Source organism: Staphylococcus sp. GDY8P47P, assembly GCF_016892225.1.
GTDB lineage: Bacteria > Bacillota > Bacilli > Staphylococcales > Staphylococcaceae > Staphylococcus > Staphylococcus borealis.
Map to the genome: position 1 here is coordinate 1 of NZ_JAFENV010000031.1, position 17,254 is coordinate 17,254.

Here is a 17,254-nt window from a genome sequence, read left to right on the forward strand (position 1 = left end):
AGAACATTATGTCCCGGACTCAGTTATGTATAAAAACATGCGATTTAAGAAATAATTAAAAATAAATTGGAAGGTTATGTTTAAATAGACTCATATCACTTACGAGTGATAAAAACTTAATAATCTTAGTCTTTAAATTTAATAGTTATTGTTTTGGTAATCGAGGTAAATGGTTTTGTTTGTAGTTGCGAAATCATTAATCCTTTTACCATATGTTGTAAGTGTTGTGAATGGTTTTGGTTAACCATTTCAATATTAGTAATGTCCCATCGAACATTATTAATAAAGAAGCTTCTAATTTATTTAGAAGTTATCTTAATTTGTTTTCTTCGTGTAGTTAAACGTATTCATTAATAAGCCATCCCAACTTATTAATGAAACAAGCAAAGTTACTGAAGTTGAAACTCAGTGGAAGGTATTTAACTTAGCTATTGTATGATATAGAAGTTAAATATTTTCAGGATGTAAGCTATTGTAAAATTTTCATAATTAATAACATCCCCAAAGATTGAAATAACTGTAAAAAACATTCCCTTAATATGAAAGTCGCGAGTTCCTCCCAAGCTCGCGACTTTTGTCGTTAATAAAAACTGTACCCAAACGATTGGATACAGTATGTTGCACTATTTATATAAATTTGGTTTTAAATTTTTAAATACAGGGATAGTCTCGCGTTGAATATCAACTTCTTTAAGATCGATATTATGAGCAATAGTATCTTCTTCGTTACCCAGTTCAGCTAAAATCTCACCATTTGGATTGATAATCATAGAATGACCAGCATAGTCTGTATTACCATCGTTTCCCGTTCCATTACATGCAATAATAAATATATCATTTTCAATTGCACGTGCTTGAAGCAAGGCTTTCCAATGATTTAACCTTGGTGTAGGCCATTGTGCAACATAAAATGCAACTTGTGCACCATTGCGCGCTGGATATCTCAATAATTCAGGGAAACGCAAATCGTAACAAATAATTTGTGTTGCTAGCGTACCTGATGAAAGTGAAAATGGTTCTGGGACTGCTTTACCATCTTCTAAATATGTCGGTTCATCCAACATAGGGACTAAATGAACTTTATCGTACTTATTAATTCGATGTCCTTCTCTAGAAACAGTAAATGCAGTATTATAAACTTTACCATTTCTGATATTAGAAACGGAACCAGCGACAATATCGACATGATATTGTTGTGCTAATGATTGAATGAACGGGAAACTGCGACTAAGTTCTCTATCAGCTTTTTGGTTCAACTCATTTAATGCATAACCGTTATTCCACATTTCCGGCAGAACAACGACCTCTGTATCTGCTTCTAATTTATTTTCAAACCAACTTTTAATTTTATTTTCATTTTTTTCAACGTTACCGTATTCAACATAAAATTGAAATATTTGTACTTTCATTTTTAAAATCTCCTCATCCCAAGATTAACTCTAATTTACTAAATTAAAAAAAGAAAATCAAAAATTGAGCGAGTTTCTTAATCTATGTAGATGCTCTAGAAAAATACGTTAAAAAAGACTCAACTTCAAATAGAACAAAGTGTCTAAGTAGAAATTGAGTCTTTAATGATTGATTTAACTAAATAAGTTATAGATAAATTATTTTTTAACGATGAATCTGTTGTCAGTAGGTTGAATTTCTTTCTCACCAGCTTGTTCACGGATATCTCCGAACGGCATTTGAGCTACAAGTTTCCATGAAGCTGGGATATCAAATGATTGTGTAGTAATTTGATCAACTAATGGATTGTAGTGTTGTAAAGAAGCGCCAATACCTTTTGAACTTAAAGCAGTCCAGATAGCAAATTGGTGCATTGCATTCGTTTGAACTGACCAGTTTGCAAAGTTATCAGCATAATTTGGCATTTGTTCTTGCAAACCTTTAATAACATCTTCATCTTCAAAATAAAGAATTGTACCATAAGCATGTTTGAAGCCATCAATGCGTTGCTCGGTTGGAGCGAAATCACGATCAGGACCCATAACATCTTTTAATACGGTTTTAGTATTATCCCAGAATTTGTGATGTTGATCATTTAATAATAATACAATTCTTGTTGATTGAGAGTTGAAAGCTGAAGGTGTGTATTTAATGATATGTTCAATCATATCTTCGAGTTCTTTGTCACTAATTGAAATGGTAGTTTCAGTACTATAAATTGTACGTCTATCTTCAATCTCTTGTAAAAATGGTTTCGTTTTTGATTTGCTAAATAAGCCCATGTAAAATCTCCTTTGTTTATATAAGTTATATCCTAAGTATAAATATTATACTTAGGTTTGTAAAATGTTTTTTTACAAAAAATGTCAAAAGTATTAATATTTTTTATCATTAATCATATATCCATGCATAATAGATAAATATTCTTTATACTGAAAGTGTTATAAAACACAAGGAGGTGGAAGATTGATGAAAAAGAAATTAGCCCAAACTAGTCTGATTTTAGCATTGAGTACATCTGTGATAGGTCATGAGCACGAGGTGAAAGCTGCAGATAAAAATCAACCGGCTACAGATGAGGTTAATCAGAATGCGGTTATTACAGATACACGTACACAAAATGATTTAAGTAATCAGAATGACTATTATGACAATCATCAATCTGATACCCAAGATACTGCTGTTTCAGAAAAAAACTCAGGTAGTCAAAACCATGGAGAGATGAAACCAACTACTGAGAATAATGATGATACGCAGTTAGATCATGACAATACTATGAATCATGATAATGCAACTGATAACAGTCAACCGGAGAACGATGATGGCAATGATACCGAGGAAAATTCAAGTAAACCAGGAAATAGTCATCCAGGTAACCAAGAAGGAGAAAACAATCCCGGAAATCAAGATGTAGACAAGCCAAATGAAGAACACAAACCCGGTGAGAACGAAACGGATAAACCAGATGAAGGAAGCAACTCTGATGAGAGCGATACAGCGCATCCTGGTGATAAAGATCAATCTGGGGAAAATAACTCAGGTAATCAAGAAGGAGAAGGCCAGCCCGGGGATAGTGATACAGACAAACCAGACGAAGGCAACAAGCCAGGTGAGGGCGAATCCAATCAACCAGGCGATCAAGAAACGGATAAACCAGGTGATGAAGACAAACCTGGAGCGACTGGAAAGGATCAACCTGGTGAAGGAAGTAAGCCAGGGAACGATGATTCAGGTCAACATAATGGAGGAAGCAAGCCAGGCAATCAAGGAACAGATAAACCAGGTGATGAAGACAAACCTGGAGCGACTGGAAAGGATCAACCTGGTGAAGGAAGTAAGCCAGGGAACGATGATTCAGGTCAACATAATGGAGGAAGCAAGCCAGGCAATCAAGGAACAGATAAACCAGATGAAGGAAATAAGCCAGGAGAAAGTGATAATCCTCAGCAACCACCAAACCATGATGGCAATACACATTCTGGCTCTAATCAAGGTGAACACAACACAGGTTCCGGACAAAACGGTTCAAACAATGGTTCGCAAAACCATTCCAATGGAAGTTCTAACAATCATAATTCAAATAATCGTGGAAATCACCAGGATGAACACTCAGGACATTCAAATTCAAATGATATGACAAATCATAATCCACAAGAAAATAATCATGGAACTAATCAAGGACAACAACCGACTTGGTCACATCACGATCATAATGTGTCTGATTCAATGATTCATCATATATATCCGAATAAGCACCAAAATCAATCAGAAATGAATGGTTCAACTACGACTAATCAATGGTATTATGGTGGACGTTTACAACATAATCATAACCAAAATGATACGGAAGTCTATACAAATAATAATCATAGACAAAATCAATTGCCATTCTATAGTCAATCTGCACTTTTAAACAGATTAAATGATTTGGCTAATGGTTCATATAAATATAATCCATATATCATTAATCAGGTTAATAGGTTAGGCAATAATAATGAGTACATTTCAAATCAAGATTTTTATAGACTTTTTCGCAAACAATCATTTAATAATCAATACTTAGATTACTTGCAAAAAGGCTCAAACTACTTTAGATTTGAGTATTTTAATCCATTAAACTCAAAAAAATATTACAAAAATTTAGATGAGCAAGTATTGGCACTCATCACGGGTGAAATTGGCTCAATGCCAGACTTGAAAAAACCAAGTGATAGGGATAAAGAAGAAGAGGCTGATATTCAGAGTCACGATGAAGATAAAATTATAGATAGTAACGAGGAGAGTAAAGAAGCGGAAAATAATGATAAATATAAAAACATTAATATAGCTTTAATCACATCTATAATTGTGATTTTCGTAGGTGTCACTGGTAGATTTATTTATAGAAAAATTAAAAACTAAAAGAAAAACAGGAGTGGGACAGAATTTTGTCCCACTCCCGTTAACTTTTACATAAATAAATGAACAATAAAATTACTTTGTTCTTGTAACTGCTTAACCGTATCACCAAAGAAAAATTGGACTGCAACTACAAAACCATTTTGTAGCATGTGGATAATAATTGGAACTGAAATGCGTTTAGTTAAGACATAAGCAAGCGAGAATAACATGCCCATTCCAAAGTATATGAAGAAAAATTTAACATCATTATGTGCGATTGCAAATAAAATTGAACTTACAATAGAAGCAATTAAAAATGCAACAATTCGGTTTCCTTTAATTTTATTATAAATTTCACCGAATATAACCTTTCTGAATATATATTCTTCTAGTATTGGACCGACAATTGAGATTAATAATATGAATACTGGAAGCTGTTTAGCAATTGCCATTATTCTCTCAGTATTAGGACTTTGCTGTGGTTGACCAACTAACCACATAGTGATTAGACTAGCTATCATTTGATATATCATAACTACTACAAATCCTAGTAATGCCCATGGTAAAATGTAGCGTTTAGGTTCTTTATATCCTTGCTCTAATCTAGTTGGATTTTTAATGATACTGTTTAACCAAATAATTAATAAAGCTGCGATTACAAATAAAATCACTTGAGTATAAACGCCAGCTTTTGCAAGTTCCATCCCTCTTAAATTACTAAAGAAAGGTAAATGCTGTATTAATAAGGGTAAGAACTGTGCTAAAGCATAAATAACAATGGTAAGAAATGCTACCCAAATTCTTTTCATTCTATTCCTCCAAAAATAATAATCAACATTAGTTAGTTTATCGTAAATTTGTATGTTATACAAAATATAGATAATCCTTTCGCTTGAAAAATTGACCAAATTTGATTAATATAAGATGTAGATTAGCACTCAATTATTTCGAGTGCTAAAAAGGAACCTGTTAAGGAGGAACGATCATGCTTAAACCATTAGGAAATCGTGTGATTATTGAACGCAAAGAACAAGAACAAACAACAAAAAGTGGCATTGTACTTACTGACAGTGCGAAAGAAAAGTCTAACGAAGGTGTAGTAGTAGCTGTTGGAACTGGACGAGTTCTAGACAATGGTGAAAGGGTTGCTCCAGAGGTTAAAGAAGGAGACCGAGTAGTATTCCAAGAATACGCTGGTTCAGAAGTTAAACGTGGAGATGAAACATACTTAATTTTAAATGTTGAAGATCTACTTGCTATTATTGAAGACTAAAATTTTATAAATAATCAACATTAAATATATTGACATAATGGAGGTACATTAAATGGCTAAAGACTTAAAATTTTCTGAAGATGCAAGACAAGCAATGTTACGTGGTGTAGATAAATTAGCCAATGCCGTTAAAGTTACAATTGGACCTAAAGGACGTAATGTAGTTTTAGATAAAGAGTATGTCGCACCATTAATTACAAATGATGGTGTCACAATTGCCAAAGAAATTGAACTAGAAGATCCTTACGAAAATATGGGTGCGAAATTAGTTCAAGAAGTAGCGAATAAAACAAACGAAATTGCTGGTGATGGCACTACAACAGCAACTGTATTAGCTCAAGCTATGATTCAAGAAGGGTTAAAAAACGTCACAAGTGGTGCGAACCCAGTTGGACTGCGTGAAGGTATCGATAAAGCTGTAAGAGTAGCGGTACAAGCACTACACGATATCTCTCAAAAAGTAGAAAATAAAAATGAAATTGCGCAAGTTGGTGCTATTTCAGCAGCAGATGAAGAAATTGGTAAATATATTTCTGAAGCAATGGATAAAGTGGGTAATGACGGTGTTATTACAATTGAAGAATCAAATGGACTAGATACAGAATTAGAAGTTGTTGAAGGTATGCAGTTTGATAGAGGATATCAATCACCATACATGGTTACAGATTCAGATAAAATGATTGCTGAATTAGAAAGACCATATATTTTAGTGACAGATAAAAAAATCTCTTCTTTCCAAGATATCTTACCTTTATTAGAACAAGTCGTGCAATCAAGTCGTCCAATTTTAATTGTAGCTGACGAAGTTGAAGGTGATGCTTTAACTAATATCGTATTAAACCGTATGCGTGGTACATTTACTGCAGTTGCAGTTAAAGCACCTGGTTTTGGTGATCGTCGTAAAGCGATGTTAGAAGACTTAGCAATCCTAACTGGCGCTACAGTTATTACGGATGATCTAGGTTTAGAATTAAAAGACGCATCCATTGATATGCTAGGTAGTGCCAACAAAGTTGAAGTAACTAAAGATAATACTACAGTTGTCGATGGCGACGGAGATGACAATAGTATTGATGCACGTGTCAGTCAAATCAAAGCACAAATTGATGAAACGGATTCTGATTTTGATAAAGAGAAATTACAAGAACGTTTAGCTAAATTAGCTGGTGGTGTTGCAGTAATTAAAGTCGGAGCTGCATCTGAAACTGAATTGAAAGAACGTAAATTACGTATTGAAGATGCCTTAAACTCTACACGTGCTGCAGTTGAAGAAGGCATCGTTGCCGGTGGTGGTACAGCATTAGTAAACATCTATAATAAAGTAGAAGAAATAGAAGCGGAAGGTGATGTGGCAACAGGCGTGAATATCGTACTTAAAGCGTTATCTGCACCTGTACGTCAAATCGCTGAGAATGCTGGCCTTGAAGGTTCGGTAATTGTTGAGAGATTAAAACATGCAGATGCAGGTATTGGATTCAATGCCGCAACGAATGAATGGGTAAATATGCTTGAAGAAGGCATCGTTGACCCTACAAAAGTAACGCGTTCTGCATTACAACATGCTGCAAGTGTTGCTGCGATGTTCTTAACTACAGAAGCAGTAGTTGCAACTATCCCTGAACCAGATAATAATGACAATCCAGGTATGGGTGGCATGCCAGGCATGATGTAATCCACGTCATAAGCTAATTAGATTTAGTAACATAAGCGCTTTTCAAAAGATGACTTCTTTTGAAAAGCGTTTTTTGATTGAAAAAATATTTTAATAATAAAGATATGAAATTTAGGTTTAAATTATAGTTGGTAAATACATATTTTAATTGGATGGAATATTATATAATAAATTTATAAATAATTGGTGGTGATGAGATGCAAACGTATGCGGATAAAGATGCTTTAATAATTGAAATTAGGAAAAGAGCCGATTTATTTATTCACGAATTTAGTGATGTATCAGAAGCAGAAAAGGATATATATAAAACTGGTATTGATAGGACACCAGCGCAAATGATTGCATATCAGTTAGGATGGTTAAATTTAATTCAATCTTGGGAAAGGGATAATAAAAATAATATATCCGTTGTAACACCTAGCCCGAATTATAAGTGGAATAATTTAGGGGGACTATATCAAGAATTTTATCAAACCTACTCAAATTACACATTAGAACAACTTATTAATCAGTTTAATGAAGAAGTAGATAGCATGATTGAATTAATTAAAAGTTTAGATGATAAAACATTATTTGAGAGTGATAAAAGGCAATGGGCGTCATCAACGTCTTCCAAATGGCCGGTTTGGAAGTGGATTCATATTAACACAGTAGCACCATTTAAGACATTTAGAACCAAAATTAGAAAGTGGAAGAAAACAGAATTAGATAGATAACTTTATAAAAACGAGTCTAGGACATAAATAATATAATGGAGCTATTTTGCAAATCCGCAGTAGCTGACTGAACTGAGAAGGCGCTTAANNTTTAGTCATCCTTGCGGGCGGGGCCCCAACAAAGAGAATTTCATCAAGAAATCCTACAAGCAAAGCAAGTTGGGAGAGGGACGACGAATTTTAAAAGAATTCTGTCCCACTCCCGTTTTTTACATTATTTAAGAATGATAATAGAAAAATTTATAATAAATCTAGTAACCATGCTCCAAATAGAATGAATAGGGTGAGTAATCCTATGAAAAAATATAAATTTTTGGGTACATGTCCGGTTGACGTAAATGCGTAAAGATACAAATGATATGACGTTAAGATAAAATTAATAATAAGCAATATTAAAAAAATAGTTACCATTAAAATCACAACTTTCGAGTTATTTTGTCGTTCAGAATGATTGACTTATTCGAATAAGAGAACTTTTTCTTAACATCATAATTATATTACTTCATTATATCGATTGTTTACTTTAAATCATCTATTGCTTTAGCGATTGATTCAAACACATGTGGAATATCATCTTTTTCAATACAACTAAACGCAATTCGGATATCAGAGTCATTTAAAGCAATGATTCCAATTGAATATTCATTGATTAAATGCGTACGAAGTTCTTCAGGATTTACGCCATTGACTTTGACTGCCATGAAATAACCTGAGTTAAAATCATATGCTTGCCAATGATTTTTGTATTTATCATCATATACAACTGACTTAGTTACTTCATATCGTTGTTGTAAAGTATCAATATTTTGTTGGATTTCTTTATCAAATTGGTCATGATGTTCTAAGACGTATTTAATAGCACTTTGTGAAGGCATTGGTCCACTTGAAATATTACTTCGTATTAAACCTTTAACTTTCGCCTCTAATACTTCTTTAGCTGTATGATTGCTTAGACCAAATGTAAGGAAACCAACACGTAGTCCCCAAGCAAAGAATTCTTTAGTAGCGCCATCTAAACGAATCGGTAATATATTATTTGATTCAATTTGATTTAATGCAGTAAATATAGATTGGCGATACACATCTTCATAAAATAAGCCGTAGTAAGCATCGTCAACAACAGCTATCACTTTTGTGCCCTTTTCAGCAAGTGAACGAATAGCTGATACTATAGTTGTAACTTCATCTTTATTCGGTGTATAACCAGTAGGATTGTTAGGGTAATTCAGAATGAGTACGACTTTATCTTGATTGTAGTTGTCTAAAGTAGTCACTAAATCATTTGTTGTATAGTGACCTTCTTGATTAAATATTGAATATGTCTCAATATTTGCTGAATGACGTGTTTCATATATTAATTTATAGTTACCCCAATTGTGTGTAGGTACTAAGATCGTATCGCCATTTTCTACAAATAAATCAGCAATTAGAGATAAACCATGAGTCAACGCATTAGTGACAATTGGTCTACTAATCGTTTCTTTTGATAAATCAGGATTTTCTTTGAGCATTTTATCTTGCCATAAATCTCTTAAAGCTTCTAATCCTTGTGGTGGTGCATACGGAAATACGTCATCAGGTGATAGATGATTATAGACATCAAATAACGTATCAGCATACATTTTTCCATCTTTATTTGTAGCCATACCAATAGTCGCATTGTATTTTGTTTTTTTAGCATCAGCCGATTGAGATAATATACCTTTTGGATAGTACATAGATTGGCCTAGCGTTGAAAGCATACTTAAAATTTCAGGACAATCATCAACAAGTTGATTATTTAAGTTTTGAGCTAATGGGTTCATTTATTTAACCTCACTTTTTTTAGTGTTTAATAATATATTATCTTTAAATGTCATAAAGATAAAGTGTTCCTATTATGATTACATAGAATTGATAGTTAAGATTCTTATAAATCGAACATTTGTTCGCTTTTTGTGTTAAAATGATGACAGGTCATCATAAGATATGACACTTTTCATTTGGAGGTGTAGTGTAATGTCGTGGCTATTAGAGGGTATGGTGACACTGATTACGGGTGGAATACTCGTCATATTTCGTGTTTGGTTAGAATCTAAGTGGAAAGATAAGTAGATGACCATACACAAAAGCCCCTAACTTGCCGTCACAAGTTAGGGGCTGTGTAATGTAATTCGTGGATACACTTAAATTTTAACATATGGAAGCATATTTTCAATTTTAAATATCCATTGAAACCGTAATATGTCTTGATGTTTGTTATAATACGGTTATTGAGGTGTTAATTATGATGAAACATTTAACTAAGATTTTCGTGACCTTGGCAATTGTATTATTTGTTATTGGTTATTACTTACAAGCTTCAGGACATGAAGATCAAGGCGTTAAATTATTATTAGCTGCAATCATGTTTATGATATGTGCTTTTATTAATCGTAGTAATGATAGAAAGAAAAATAAAAAATAGCACTTTAAGAATCTCAGACATAAATAATATACTCATGCTATTTTGCAATTTCACAGTAGCTGACTGAACTGAGAAGGCGCTTAAGTCAAGCGTTTCTCAGTTTTAGTCAACCTTGCGGGCGGGGCCCCAACAAAGAAAATTTCACTAAGAAATTCTACAAGCAAAGCAAGCTGGGTGTGGGAGAGAATTTTAATAATTCTCTCCCACTTTCTTATTGTATCTAGTATATATATACAATTTTTCTTAATAACGTGTTTTATGGGGATATTTACGTATATGACTTTACAAACGTGTATATAGTGTGTATATTATGTATATACAGTTATTAAAGGGGGACATCAATGAAAATTATTCTAAAAAACACCAGTGAACAACCCATTTATGAACAAATCAAGCAACAAATCAAAGAAAATATTTTAAAAGGCTATGTTGAAGCTGGTAGCCACTTACCTTCGATGCGTGAGCTGGCAAAAGATTTGCAAGTGAGTCTAATCACGACTAAGAGAGCTTACGAAGATTTAGAAAAAGATGGATTTGTTACAACTGTTCGAGGAAAAGGCACCTTTGTTAAAGAACAAGATAGTTCAATATTAAAAGAAAAGCAATTCTTTGTAATAGAAAATCTTGCTCGATTAATGATCAAAGAAGCTAAAACAATCGATATGCCTCTGAAAGAATTAAAAGAAATATTAACTTTAATTTATGAGGAGGAAGAAGAATGAATGTCATTGAAGTAAAAAATGTATCGTATCAAAATAAAGCATTTTCAATTAACAATCTTTCATTCAATATTCCTCAAGGATTTGTAACTGGGTTCATTGGGGCTAACGGCGCAGGAAAAACGACAATGATTCGGTTGATAATGGATATATTAGAACCTAGTAATGGTGATATTTTCATTTTCGGTGAACGAATTACAAATAAACCGAAATGGATTAAAAATAAAATAGGTTTTGTTTATTCTGAAATTTACTTTAATCAACAATGGACTCCAAAAAAACTTGAAAAAATGGTATCACCATTTTATAGTGATTGGGATTCAGAAACGTTCAAATATTACTTAGAGAAATTTAAACTGCCTTTTAATGATAAAATTAAGCATTTCTCAACAGGTATGAAAATGAAATTGTCACTAGCGCTTGCTTTGAGTCACCATGCAGAATTATTCATTTTGGATGAGCCAACTGCAGGTTTAGACCCAATCGTTCGCAATGAAGTGTTAGAAATATTACAAAGTGAACTACTCGATGAAAATAAGACATTATTTATTTCAACGCATATCATTTCAGACCTAGAAAAAATTGCTGACTATCTTGTACACATAAAAAATGGAGAAATTATCATGCAAGGATTCCGCCATCAATTACAAGAACAATACGCAATAGTACAAGGTGATAATGAAGATTTAGACGAAGAATTAAATCGTTTATTTCTTTATAAAGAAGTGAAATCGACTGGATTTAAAGGATTTACGCAACATGCTCAAGTGTTTAAAGAATTGTTTGGAAACAACGTTAATATTCAACAACCTACAATAGAAGAACTGATGATTTATATCGAAAAATCTCATCTGCGTGACAATCAACAAGAATTTCAGCAAAGTAGGTTGGTAAAATGAAGCAATTATTAATTAGAAATTTTAAATGTCGAAGTGTAACAATAGTCATTTATCTTGCGTTATTGCTCTTTAATCCACTATATGCATTGGTACTTTCTAAAACCGAACTTTATTTTCTGTTCTATGCACCCATTGCTATCAAATTAATGGTTGTCAGCATTTTAGATTCTGGACATTTATTTAGATTGCATAGAAGGTTAGGTGGAAAAAGTTCGTATTTATTTTACGAAAGCTTACCTGTTTCTAAGAAAGATATGCTCAACGCAAATTATATTACATGTATTGTGTTGACGTTATTTGGTGGATGTATCATCGCATTATATAATTTTCAATCGTCCAATATAGATTTTGGAGATTTAAGGTATTCAACTGCAATAGCTTTTATATTCGTGAATTTTTTCAGCATTCCAATTGCATTTAGTAGGAACACTGAAAGAAAGCGTGAAGGCATAGCTTATGCACCATATATTATGATTATGATGTTGGCTATACCATTTGCAATAACAACGGTATTCGCAGTTATTAATGTACTCGTGTTCCAACGCTACTATACCTATAATGTGTTAGGCGTCTATTACAATTACGGTTTATTGATTTTAAGTATTATTTGGATGATTATAAACTATTTGATTCAATTAAAACGTATCAATCAGCGTGAAAATAAAGGAGGGCTTACATGAAATTAGAAAACATTACAAAAACATATGGAGATAATGATGTTTTAGATAGTATCAATTTTGATTTTGGAGATAGTCAAATTGTAGGTTTAATTGGTAAAAATGGTGTTGGTAAAACAACATTAATGAAAGTAATGAATGGTAATATTATTAATTTCAAAGGAAAGGTTCATTTAAATGATAACGAGAACGTAGGTTATCTTATTGAACATCCAAAGTTCTATGATAATAAAACAGGTTTAAATAACTTGAGATTATTTGCTCAGGTTCTAGGAAAAGGTTTCGACAAAGATTATACAGATAAAATTATAGACGCATTTGGTATGAGACCATACATTAAGAAAAAGGTAAAAAAATATTCAATGGGTATGAAACAAAAACTAGCGATTGCTGTTTCATTAATGAATAAACCGAAATATTTAATATTAGATGAACCAACCAATGGTATGGATCCAGATGGCTCGATTGATGTCTTAGAAACGATTCAATCATTAGTGAATGATTTAGGAATGAAAATATTAATTTCAAGCCATAAATTAGAAGATATAGAATTGATTTGTGATAGAGCTGTCTTCTTACGTGACGGTAACTTTGTACAAGACGTTAATATGAAAGACGGTAGCGCTCAAGATCATACATCACTTAAATTTGAAGTTGAAGAATTTAACGCAGCGCTTGACTATTTAACAGCACATTTCAACGTACTTCAATCTCATAAAGATAGTGGCGAAATCATGATTAAGGCACAAAAAGATTATAAACAAATACTCAAATCTTTAGCACAAAAAGATTTATATCCTAAGTATATTGAAACAAGAAAAAGTTCGCTTCGTGATACGTACTTTAATATTAATCAAAGAGGTGACAAATAAATGAGAAGTTTACAATTAGTTAAATATGATATATTGAGTTTTTGTAAAAGTTATCTAACTTACATTGCATTACTATTAATCTGGTTAGTTTTAGGATTAATAACATTCTTAATGGCACGAAATACTGATCAAGTAAATTATTCGTCAATTCTATCTATGGCAAATTGGATGTTTTTATTCTTTGGCTTGCTAGTAGTGATTAAGACGATTACTCGTGATTATTCTCAAGGTACGATTCAACTGTATATGAACAAAGTGAAGAATAGAATTGGTTATATCATTGCTAAAACAATTTCAATTGTGTTAATTTCTTTTATTTTTGCACTTATCACATATATTACTTTAATGTTAGTACAAGCATTTACTGATGGAAAAAATTTAGACGGAGATAAGTTCTTAACGAACATATGGTTCTATCTTATCTTCTTACTATTCTTTGGTTTACTATTATTCTTAGTGACATTAATAGTTCAAAAACCAGCAGTTATTTTCACGTTAGGCATCTTCTTAGTATTTATCGTACCGTTTATTCAACCTTTTATTGGTTTGATTCCTGATTGGGGCGAAAAAATTCAAAAATCACTAAAATATATTCCTTTCAGTTATTTAACTGAGAAATCTCAAACGGATAGCATTAAATTTTCAAATTGGCAATGGTTTATCTCATTAGCATCAATTGTTGTTTTATTCATTGCGAATATTGCTTATGCAGCTAAAAGAGATATTTAAGACAAGCATAGGAAGTTATTCCTAAATAAAGAGGGTAGTGGAGCAGAAATAAAATAATATCTGCTTCACTACCCATTTTGTTTTTATTTGCGTTTATAGCATTAATTTACTGATAATGGAATCATAAACTTGATTCCATAATTCAGAATCTGATTTATATTTAGTAGCGATTTCGTGGTGAACCTCTTTCTCCTTGTCATTATAATCAGGCGCTTCTTTATTAGGTAATTTCTCAGCTCTTAGTTGCGTAACATAGTCTTGAGCTTCACGCGCTCTTGGTCCCCAAACACTAACTTGTTCAAATTGATCATTCATAAAGATAAAGATTGGAATCGAACGTGCTGTACCATTTGTTAAATACTGGTCAATTAGATCTGTATCTTCATCTCTAAGGAATACACGAACTTCTAACTGAAGTGACTCACTAATATGCTTTAGTATAGGCAAGTTCATCATAGCGTCGCCACACCAATCTTCACTTATAACTAACACTTTCGAATAGGGACGGTCTTTAAGTTGACCGATTCTGTCGTCAGTTGAAGGTGGCGTGAATGCATTGTAAATCGATAATACGTTGTCTTTATTTACAGTCATGTTTTCGATATAGTCATCTAGTGGTTGACTCTTTTTAAAATACGTTTCTAAATTAGCCATAAGAAATACCTCCCCATTAAATTTATATCATTATAACAATTTTCACTGAAAATGGATAATTATAAAACTCAAAATATATTAGTATGACTGTGTTTCTTATAATGGTAAATTAACGTTACAATTGTGTAAGAAACGATTCTTGGTGGATAGATGTTTCTTAGTAAGCGGTTATGATATATTTAAGTTATTAAGAATAGAAGTGGTGGTACATTTGCGTATACAAAATAGATGGGTAATTTTTATTATCTTTACAATCATAGCTTTGATAGTCGTTACTTGTCTTACAATCTATAAAAATCAAAAAACGATTGATCTTACAGAAGTGAAAATTAATGGCATTCAAATGAATCAACAATTTAATGATGATAATTACGAGATTAATCGTAATATTAAGTTGGACAGATATAAATTTTACAATGATAAAAATCATAAAAATCTAACGGTGAAAGTCAAAAATAAACACAAGAAGGTAAAAGGAATAGTGCTCATTAATGATCAGGACGTGACAACTAATTTTGGCATTAAAATTGGAGACAACGTTGATCATGCCATTAACTACTTGGGTGAGAACTATCGTAAAGACAAAGTTGGTAGGGGGTATGATGCATTAATCTATGTTGATAAAGATCATCATATGAAACTATCCATTTTGTATAAAGATAATGTGGTTAAACGAATTGAATTTTTTAGTCGTTAACAGTGATCCGCGTATAATTCAATTTTAAGCAAGCTACTTTTTCAATGAAATAGAGATAATTCAATTAAGAAAGTATGTGAAAAAATGGATAAGATTACCTTTTTAAATGAACTTGAATTGGAACTAGATCAATTGCCAAGAGAAGAAAAAGACAAACTTATGGATGATTATGAAAATCATTTCTATGAACAAGAAACAAAAGGAAAATCAGAAAAAGACATCATATCAGACTTGCGTGAACCACATGATATTGGTAAGGAAGTCAAAGCGAAAGAAGCGATTTCTTATGCCAAAGTTACCCCTAACCTTCAAAATATTGTTAGAGCAATAATGGCGTCATTGAGTCTTGGTGTACTTTCATTTTTCTTTATTATTATTCCTATAGTGATATTTTTAGTGATATTATTTGGTGTGTTTTTATTTTCAGTCTTTTTAATTTGTCTTCCATTAATCATTATTTCGATGAGTATTGTCAAGGGGATTGTTGATTCGTTTAGCAATTTCTTATTTAGCATTTCTTATGCGGGGATTGGTATCGTTTTATTTGTACTCACAATGAAAATCACTCAAAATATATATCGACTTGTATTAAAATATTTAACTTGGTATATCCAAACAGTTAAAGGAAGAATTAAACAATGAAAAAGGCAATGATAGCTGGCATAGTAATATTTATAGGTTTTTTCTTGGCTGCAACTTTAGTCTGGTTTGTACACGACAAAGATGAATTTAAAAAGCTCAAATATGATAAAGCTTACAATCATATGAAAATGACTAATTTAAATGTTGAGAGTTACAATTCAGAAGTCACAATTAAACAAGGTAACCATTGTGGTGTTAAATATTATGGTGATAATGATGTTAAGGTGTATCACACAAATGATACCTTAAATGTAAAAGAGCATAGATCTAACAAAAGAGGCTATAGCATCAATATTAACCCTTTTAATCAGAGCGAATCTAAAATCGAAATTATAATCCCTAATAAAAATATAAACAATTTAGATATACATTCAAATTTTGAAAATATAAGTTTAGATGGGATTAATATTAAGAATGGTTTGATTTACCAAAGTACTAAACATTTAAAAGTTAACAATTCTAAATTAAATAACCTTATTTTTGAGAGCGATTCTGGTAGTGTAAATATTAAAAATAGTGAAATCCACAACAGTAAATTTAAGACGCGTTTAGGTGCCATTAATGTAAATAAAACAATACTTCAAAACGCCCTGTTTGTGACTGAAGAAGGGCATTTAAATTTCACAGATATGTATAGTGAAACGGATGTTAGAGGTTCAAGTAAACATGATTCTATCCATTTGGACTATAAAGATAAACCGAAAAATACGTTATTAAAATTACATCCAGGTACTGGTGAAGCTAAAGTTGAGAATAAAGCTTTTAATAACGGTAAGGTAGGAAATAGTGATAATGTGGTTGAGTTTTACACTGTTAAAAAAGATATTAAAATAAAATGATTGCCTACATAATAAAAGGCAATCATTTGTCATGTCGGGAGTGGGACAGAATTCTTTTAAATTCGTCGTAACCCCAACTTGCTTAGCTTG

The 17,254-nt window shown here is 32.1% G+C and carries 19 protein-coding genes; 14 read left to right on the top strand and 5 right to left on the bottom strand.

Features of this window, described 5'->3' with window-relative positions; genetic code table 11:
* Positions 1 to 623: 623 nt before the first annotated feature.
* Positions 624 to 1,409, bottom strand: coding sequence for a carbon-nitrogen family hydrolase (locus JVV30_RS11160; RefSeq protein WP_204194252.1), 786 nt, complete (start codon positions 1,407 to 1,409; stop codon positions 624 to 626).
* 198 nt (positions 1,410 to 1,607) lie between these two features.
* Positions 1,608 to 2,231 carry a nitroreductase family protein gene (locus tag JVV30_RS11165; protein ID WP_053030418.1) on the bottom strand — a complete coding sequence of 208 codons (624 nt, stop codon included), beginning with the start codon at positions 2,229 to 2,231 and terminating at the stop codon, positions 1,608 to 1,610.
* Positions 2,232 to 2,418: 187 nt separating this feature from the next.
* Here JVV30_RS11165 and JVV30_RS11170 point away from each other — a divergent pair, with 187 nt between their 5' ends.
* Positions 2,419 to 4,350, top strand: coding sequence for an SdrH family protein (locus JVV30_RS11170; RefSeq protein ID WP_204194254.1), 1,932 nt, complete (start codon positions 2,419 to 2,421; stop codon positions 4,348 to 4,350).
* 47 nt (positions 4,351 to 4,397) lie between these two features.
* On the opposite strand, the gene mroQ is transcribed toward JVV30_RS11170, so the two are convergent.
* Complete coding sequence (mroQ, locus tag JVV30_RS11175) at positions 4,398 to 5,138, bottom strand: intramembrane glutamic endopeptidase MroQ (RefSeq protein ID WP_070854829.1); 741 nt, start codon at positions 5,136 to 5,138, stop codon at positions 4,398 to 4,400.
* A 176-nt stretch (positions 5,139 to 5,314) separates the two neighbouring features.
* Between mroQ and groES the strand changes: the two genes are divergently transcribed.
* From groES to JVV30_RS11190, 3 genes are all read left to right on the top strand, one after another.
* A complete protein-coding gene (groES, locus tag JVV30_RS11180) occupies positions 5,315 to 5,602 on the top strand; it encodes a co-chaperone GroES (protein WP_053030415.1) in 288 nt (95 codons plus the stop codon).
* Between the two features lie 52 nt (positions 5,603 to 5,654).
* The gene (gene groL / locus JVV30_RS11185) at positions 5,655 to 7,274 is read left to right on the top strand and encodes a chaperonin GroEL (protein WP_070854828.1); all 1,620 of its coding nucleotides are present in this window, start codon (positions 5,655 to 5,657) and stop codon (positions 7,272 to 7,274) included.
* Between the two features lie 197 nt (positions 7,275 to 7,471).
* Positions 7,472 to 7,990, top strand: a complete 519-nt coding sequence (locus JVV30_RS11190; RefSeq protein WP_070854814.1) for a ClbS/DfsB family four-helix bundle protein — start codon at positions 7,472 to 7,474, stop codon at positions 7,988 to 7,990.
* A 518-nt stretch (positions 7,991 to 8,508) separates the two neighbouring features.
* On the opposite strand, the gene JVV30_RS11195 is transcribed toward JVV30_RS11190, so the two are convergent.
* Positions 8,509 to 9,795: an aminotransferase class I/II-fold pyridoxal phosphate-dependent enzyme gene (locus JVV30_RS11195; protein ID WP_204194256.1), complete on the bottom strand. Its 1,287-nt coding sequence runs from the start codon at positions 9,793 to 9,795 to the stop codon at positions 8,509 to 8,511.
* A 193-nt stretch (positions 9,796 to 9,988) separates the two neighbouring features.
* Between JVV30_RS11195 and JVV30_RS13305 the strand changes: the two genes are divergently transcribed.
* The 7 genes from JVV30_RS13305 (at position 9,989) to pmtD (ending at position 14,332) form a co-directional block, all read left to right on the top strand.
* Positions 9,989 to 10,084, top strand: coding sequence for a Trp-rich small protein (locus JVV30_RS13305; RefSeq protein ID WP_228480641.1), 96 nt, complete (start codon positions 9,989 to 9,991; stop codon positions 10,082 to 10,084).
* A gap of 175 nt (positions 10,085 to 10,259) precedes the next feature.
* On the top strand, positions 10,260 to 10,436 hold the full coding sequence (locus JVV30_RS11200) for an SE1626 family protein (RefSeq protein WP_107629928.1): 177 nt from the start codon (positions 10,260 to 10,262) through the stop codon (positions 10,434 to 10,436).
* A 341-nt stretch (positions 10,437 to 10,777) separates the two neighbouring features.
* Positions 10,778 to 11,158 (top strand): PSM export ABC transporter transcriptional regulator PmtR, encoded by a 381-nt coding sequence (gene pmtR, locus JVV30_RS11205; protein ID WP_053030410.1) that lies wholly within the window; start codon positions 10,778 to 10,780, stop codon positions 11,156 to 11,158.
* On the top strand, positions 11,155 to 12,054 hold the full coding sequence (pmtA, locus tag JVV30_RS11210; protein ID WP_070854810.1) for a phenol-soluble modulin export ABC transporter ATP-binding protein PmtA: 900 nt from the start codon (positions 11,155 to 11,157) through the stop codon (positions 12,052 to 12,054). Before pmtR ends, pmtA begins: the two co-directional genes overlap by 4 nt.
* Positions 12,051 to 12,734 (top strand): phenol-soluble modulin export ABC transporter permease subunit PmtB, encoded by a 684-nt coding sequence (pmtB, locus tag JVV30_RS11215; protein ID WP_204194258.1) that lies wholly within the window; start codon positions 12,051 to 12,053, stop codon positions 12,732 to 12,734. Before pmtA ends, pmtB begins: the two co-directional genes overlap by 4 nt.
* Positions 12,731 to 13,603, top strand: a complete 873-nt coding sequence (gene pmtC, locus JVV30_RS11220) for a phenol-soluble modulin export ABC transporter ATP-binding protein PmtC (RefSeq protein WP_204194259.1) — start codon at positions 12,731 to 12,733, stop codon at positions 13,601 to 13,603. The genes pmtB and pmtC overlap by 4 nt, the downstream gene beginning before the upstream one ends.
* Positions 13,604 to 14,332 (top strand): phenol-soluble modulin export ABC transporter permease subunit PmtD, encoded by a 729-nt coding sequence (gene pmtD / locus JVV30_RS11225; protein ID WP_053030406.1) that lies wholly within the window; start codon positions 13,604 to 13,606, stop codon positions 14,330 to 14,332.
* A gap of 93 nt (positions 14,333 to 14,425) precedes the next feature.
* Here pmtD and JVV30_RS11230 read toward each other — a convergent pair whose 3' ends face one another.
* Positions 14,426 to 14,986, bottom strand: a complete 561-nt coding sequence (locus JVV30_RS11230) for a thioredoxin family protein (RefSeq protein WP_070854805.1) — start codon at positions 14,984 to 14,986, stop codon at positions 14,426 to 14,428.
* Positions 14,987 to 15,197: 211 nt separating this feature from the next.
* Between JVV30_RS11230 and JVV30_RS11235 the strand changes: the two genes are divergently transcribed.
* The 3 genes from JVV30_RS11235 to JVV30_RS11245 all read left to right on the top strand — a co-directional run bounded on the left by JVV30_RS11235 (position 15,198) and on the right by JVV30_RS11245 (position 17,164).
* On the top strand, positions 15,198 to 15,683 hold the full coding sequence (locus JVV30_RS11235) for a hypothetical protein (protein WP_053030404.1): 486 nt from the start codon (positions 15,198 to 15,200) through the stop codon (positions 15,681 to 15,683).
* Between the two features lie 84 nt (positions 15,684 to 15,767).
* On the top strand, positions 15,768 to 16,325 hold the full coding sequence (locus tag JVV30_RS11240) for an HAAS signaling domain-containing protein (protein WP_053030403.1): 558 nt from the start codon (positions 15,768 to 15,770) through the stop codon (positions 16,323 to 16,325).
* A complete protein-coding gene (locus JVV30_RS11245) occupies positions 16,322 to 17,164 on the top strand; it encodes a DUF4097 family beta strand repeat-containing protein (protein WP_204194260.1) in 843 nt (280 codons plus the stop codon). The genes JVV30_RS11240 and JVV30_RS11245 overlap by 4 nt, the downstream gene beginning before the upstream one ends.
* The last annotated feature ends 90 nt before the right edge of the window (positions 17,165 to 17,254 follow it).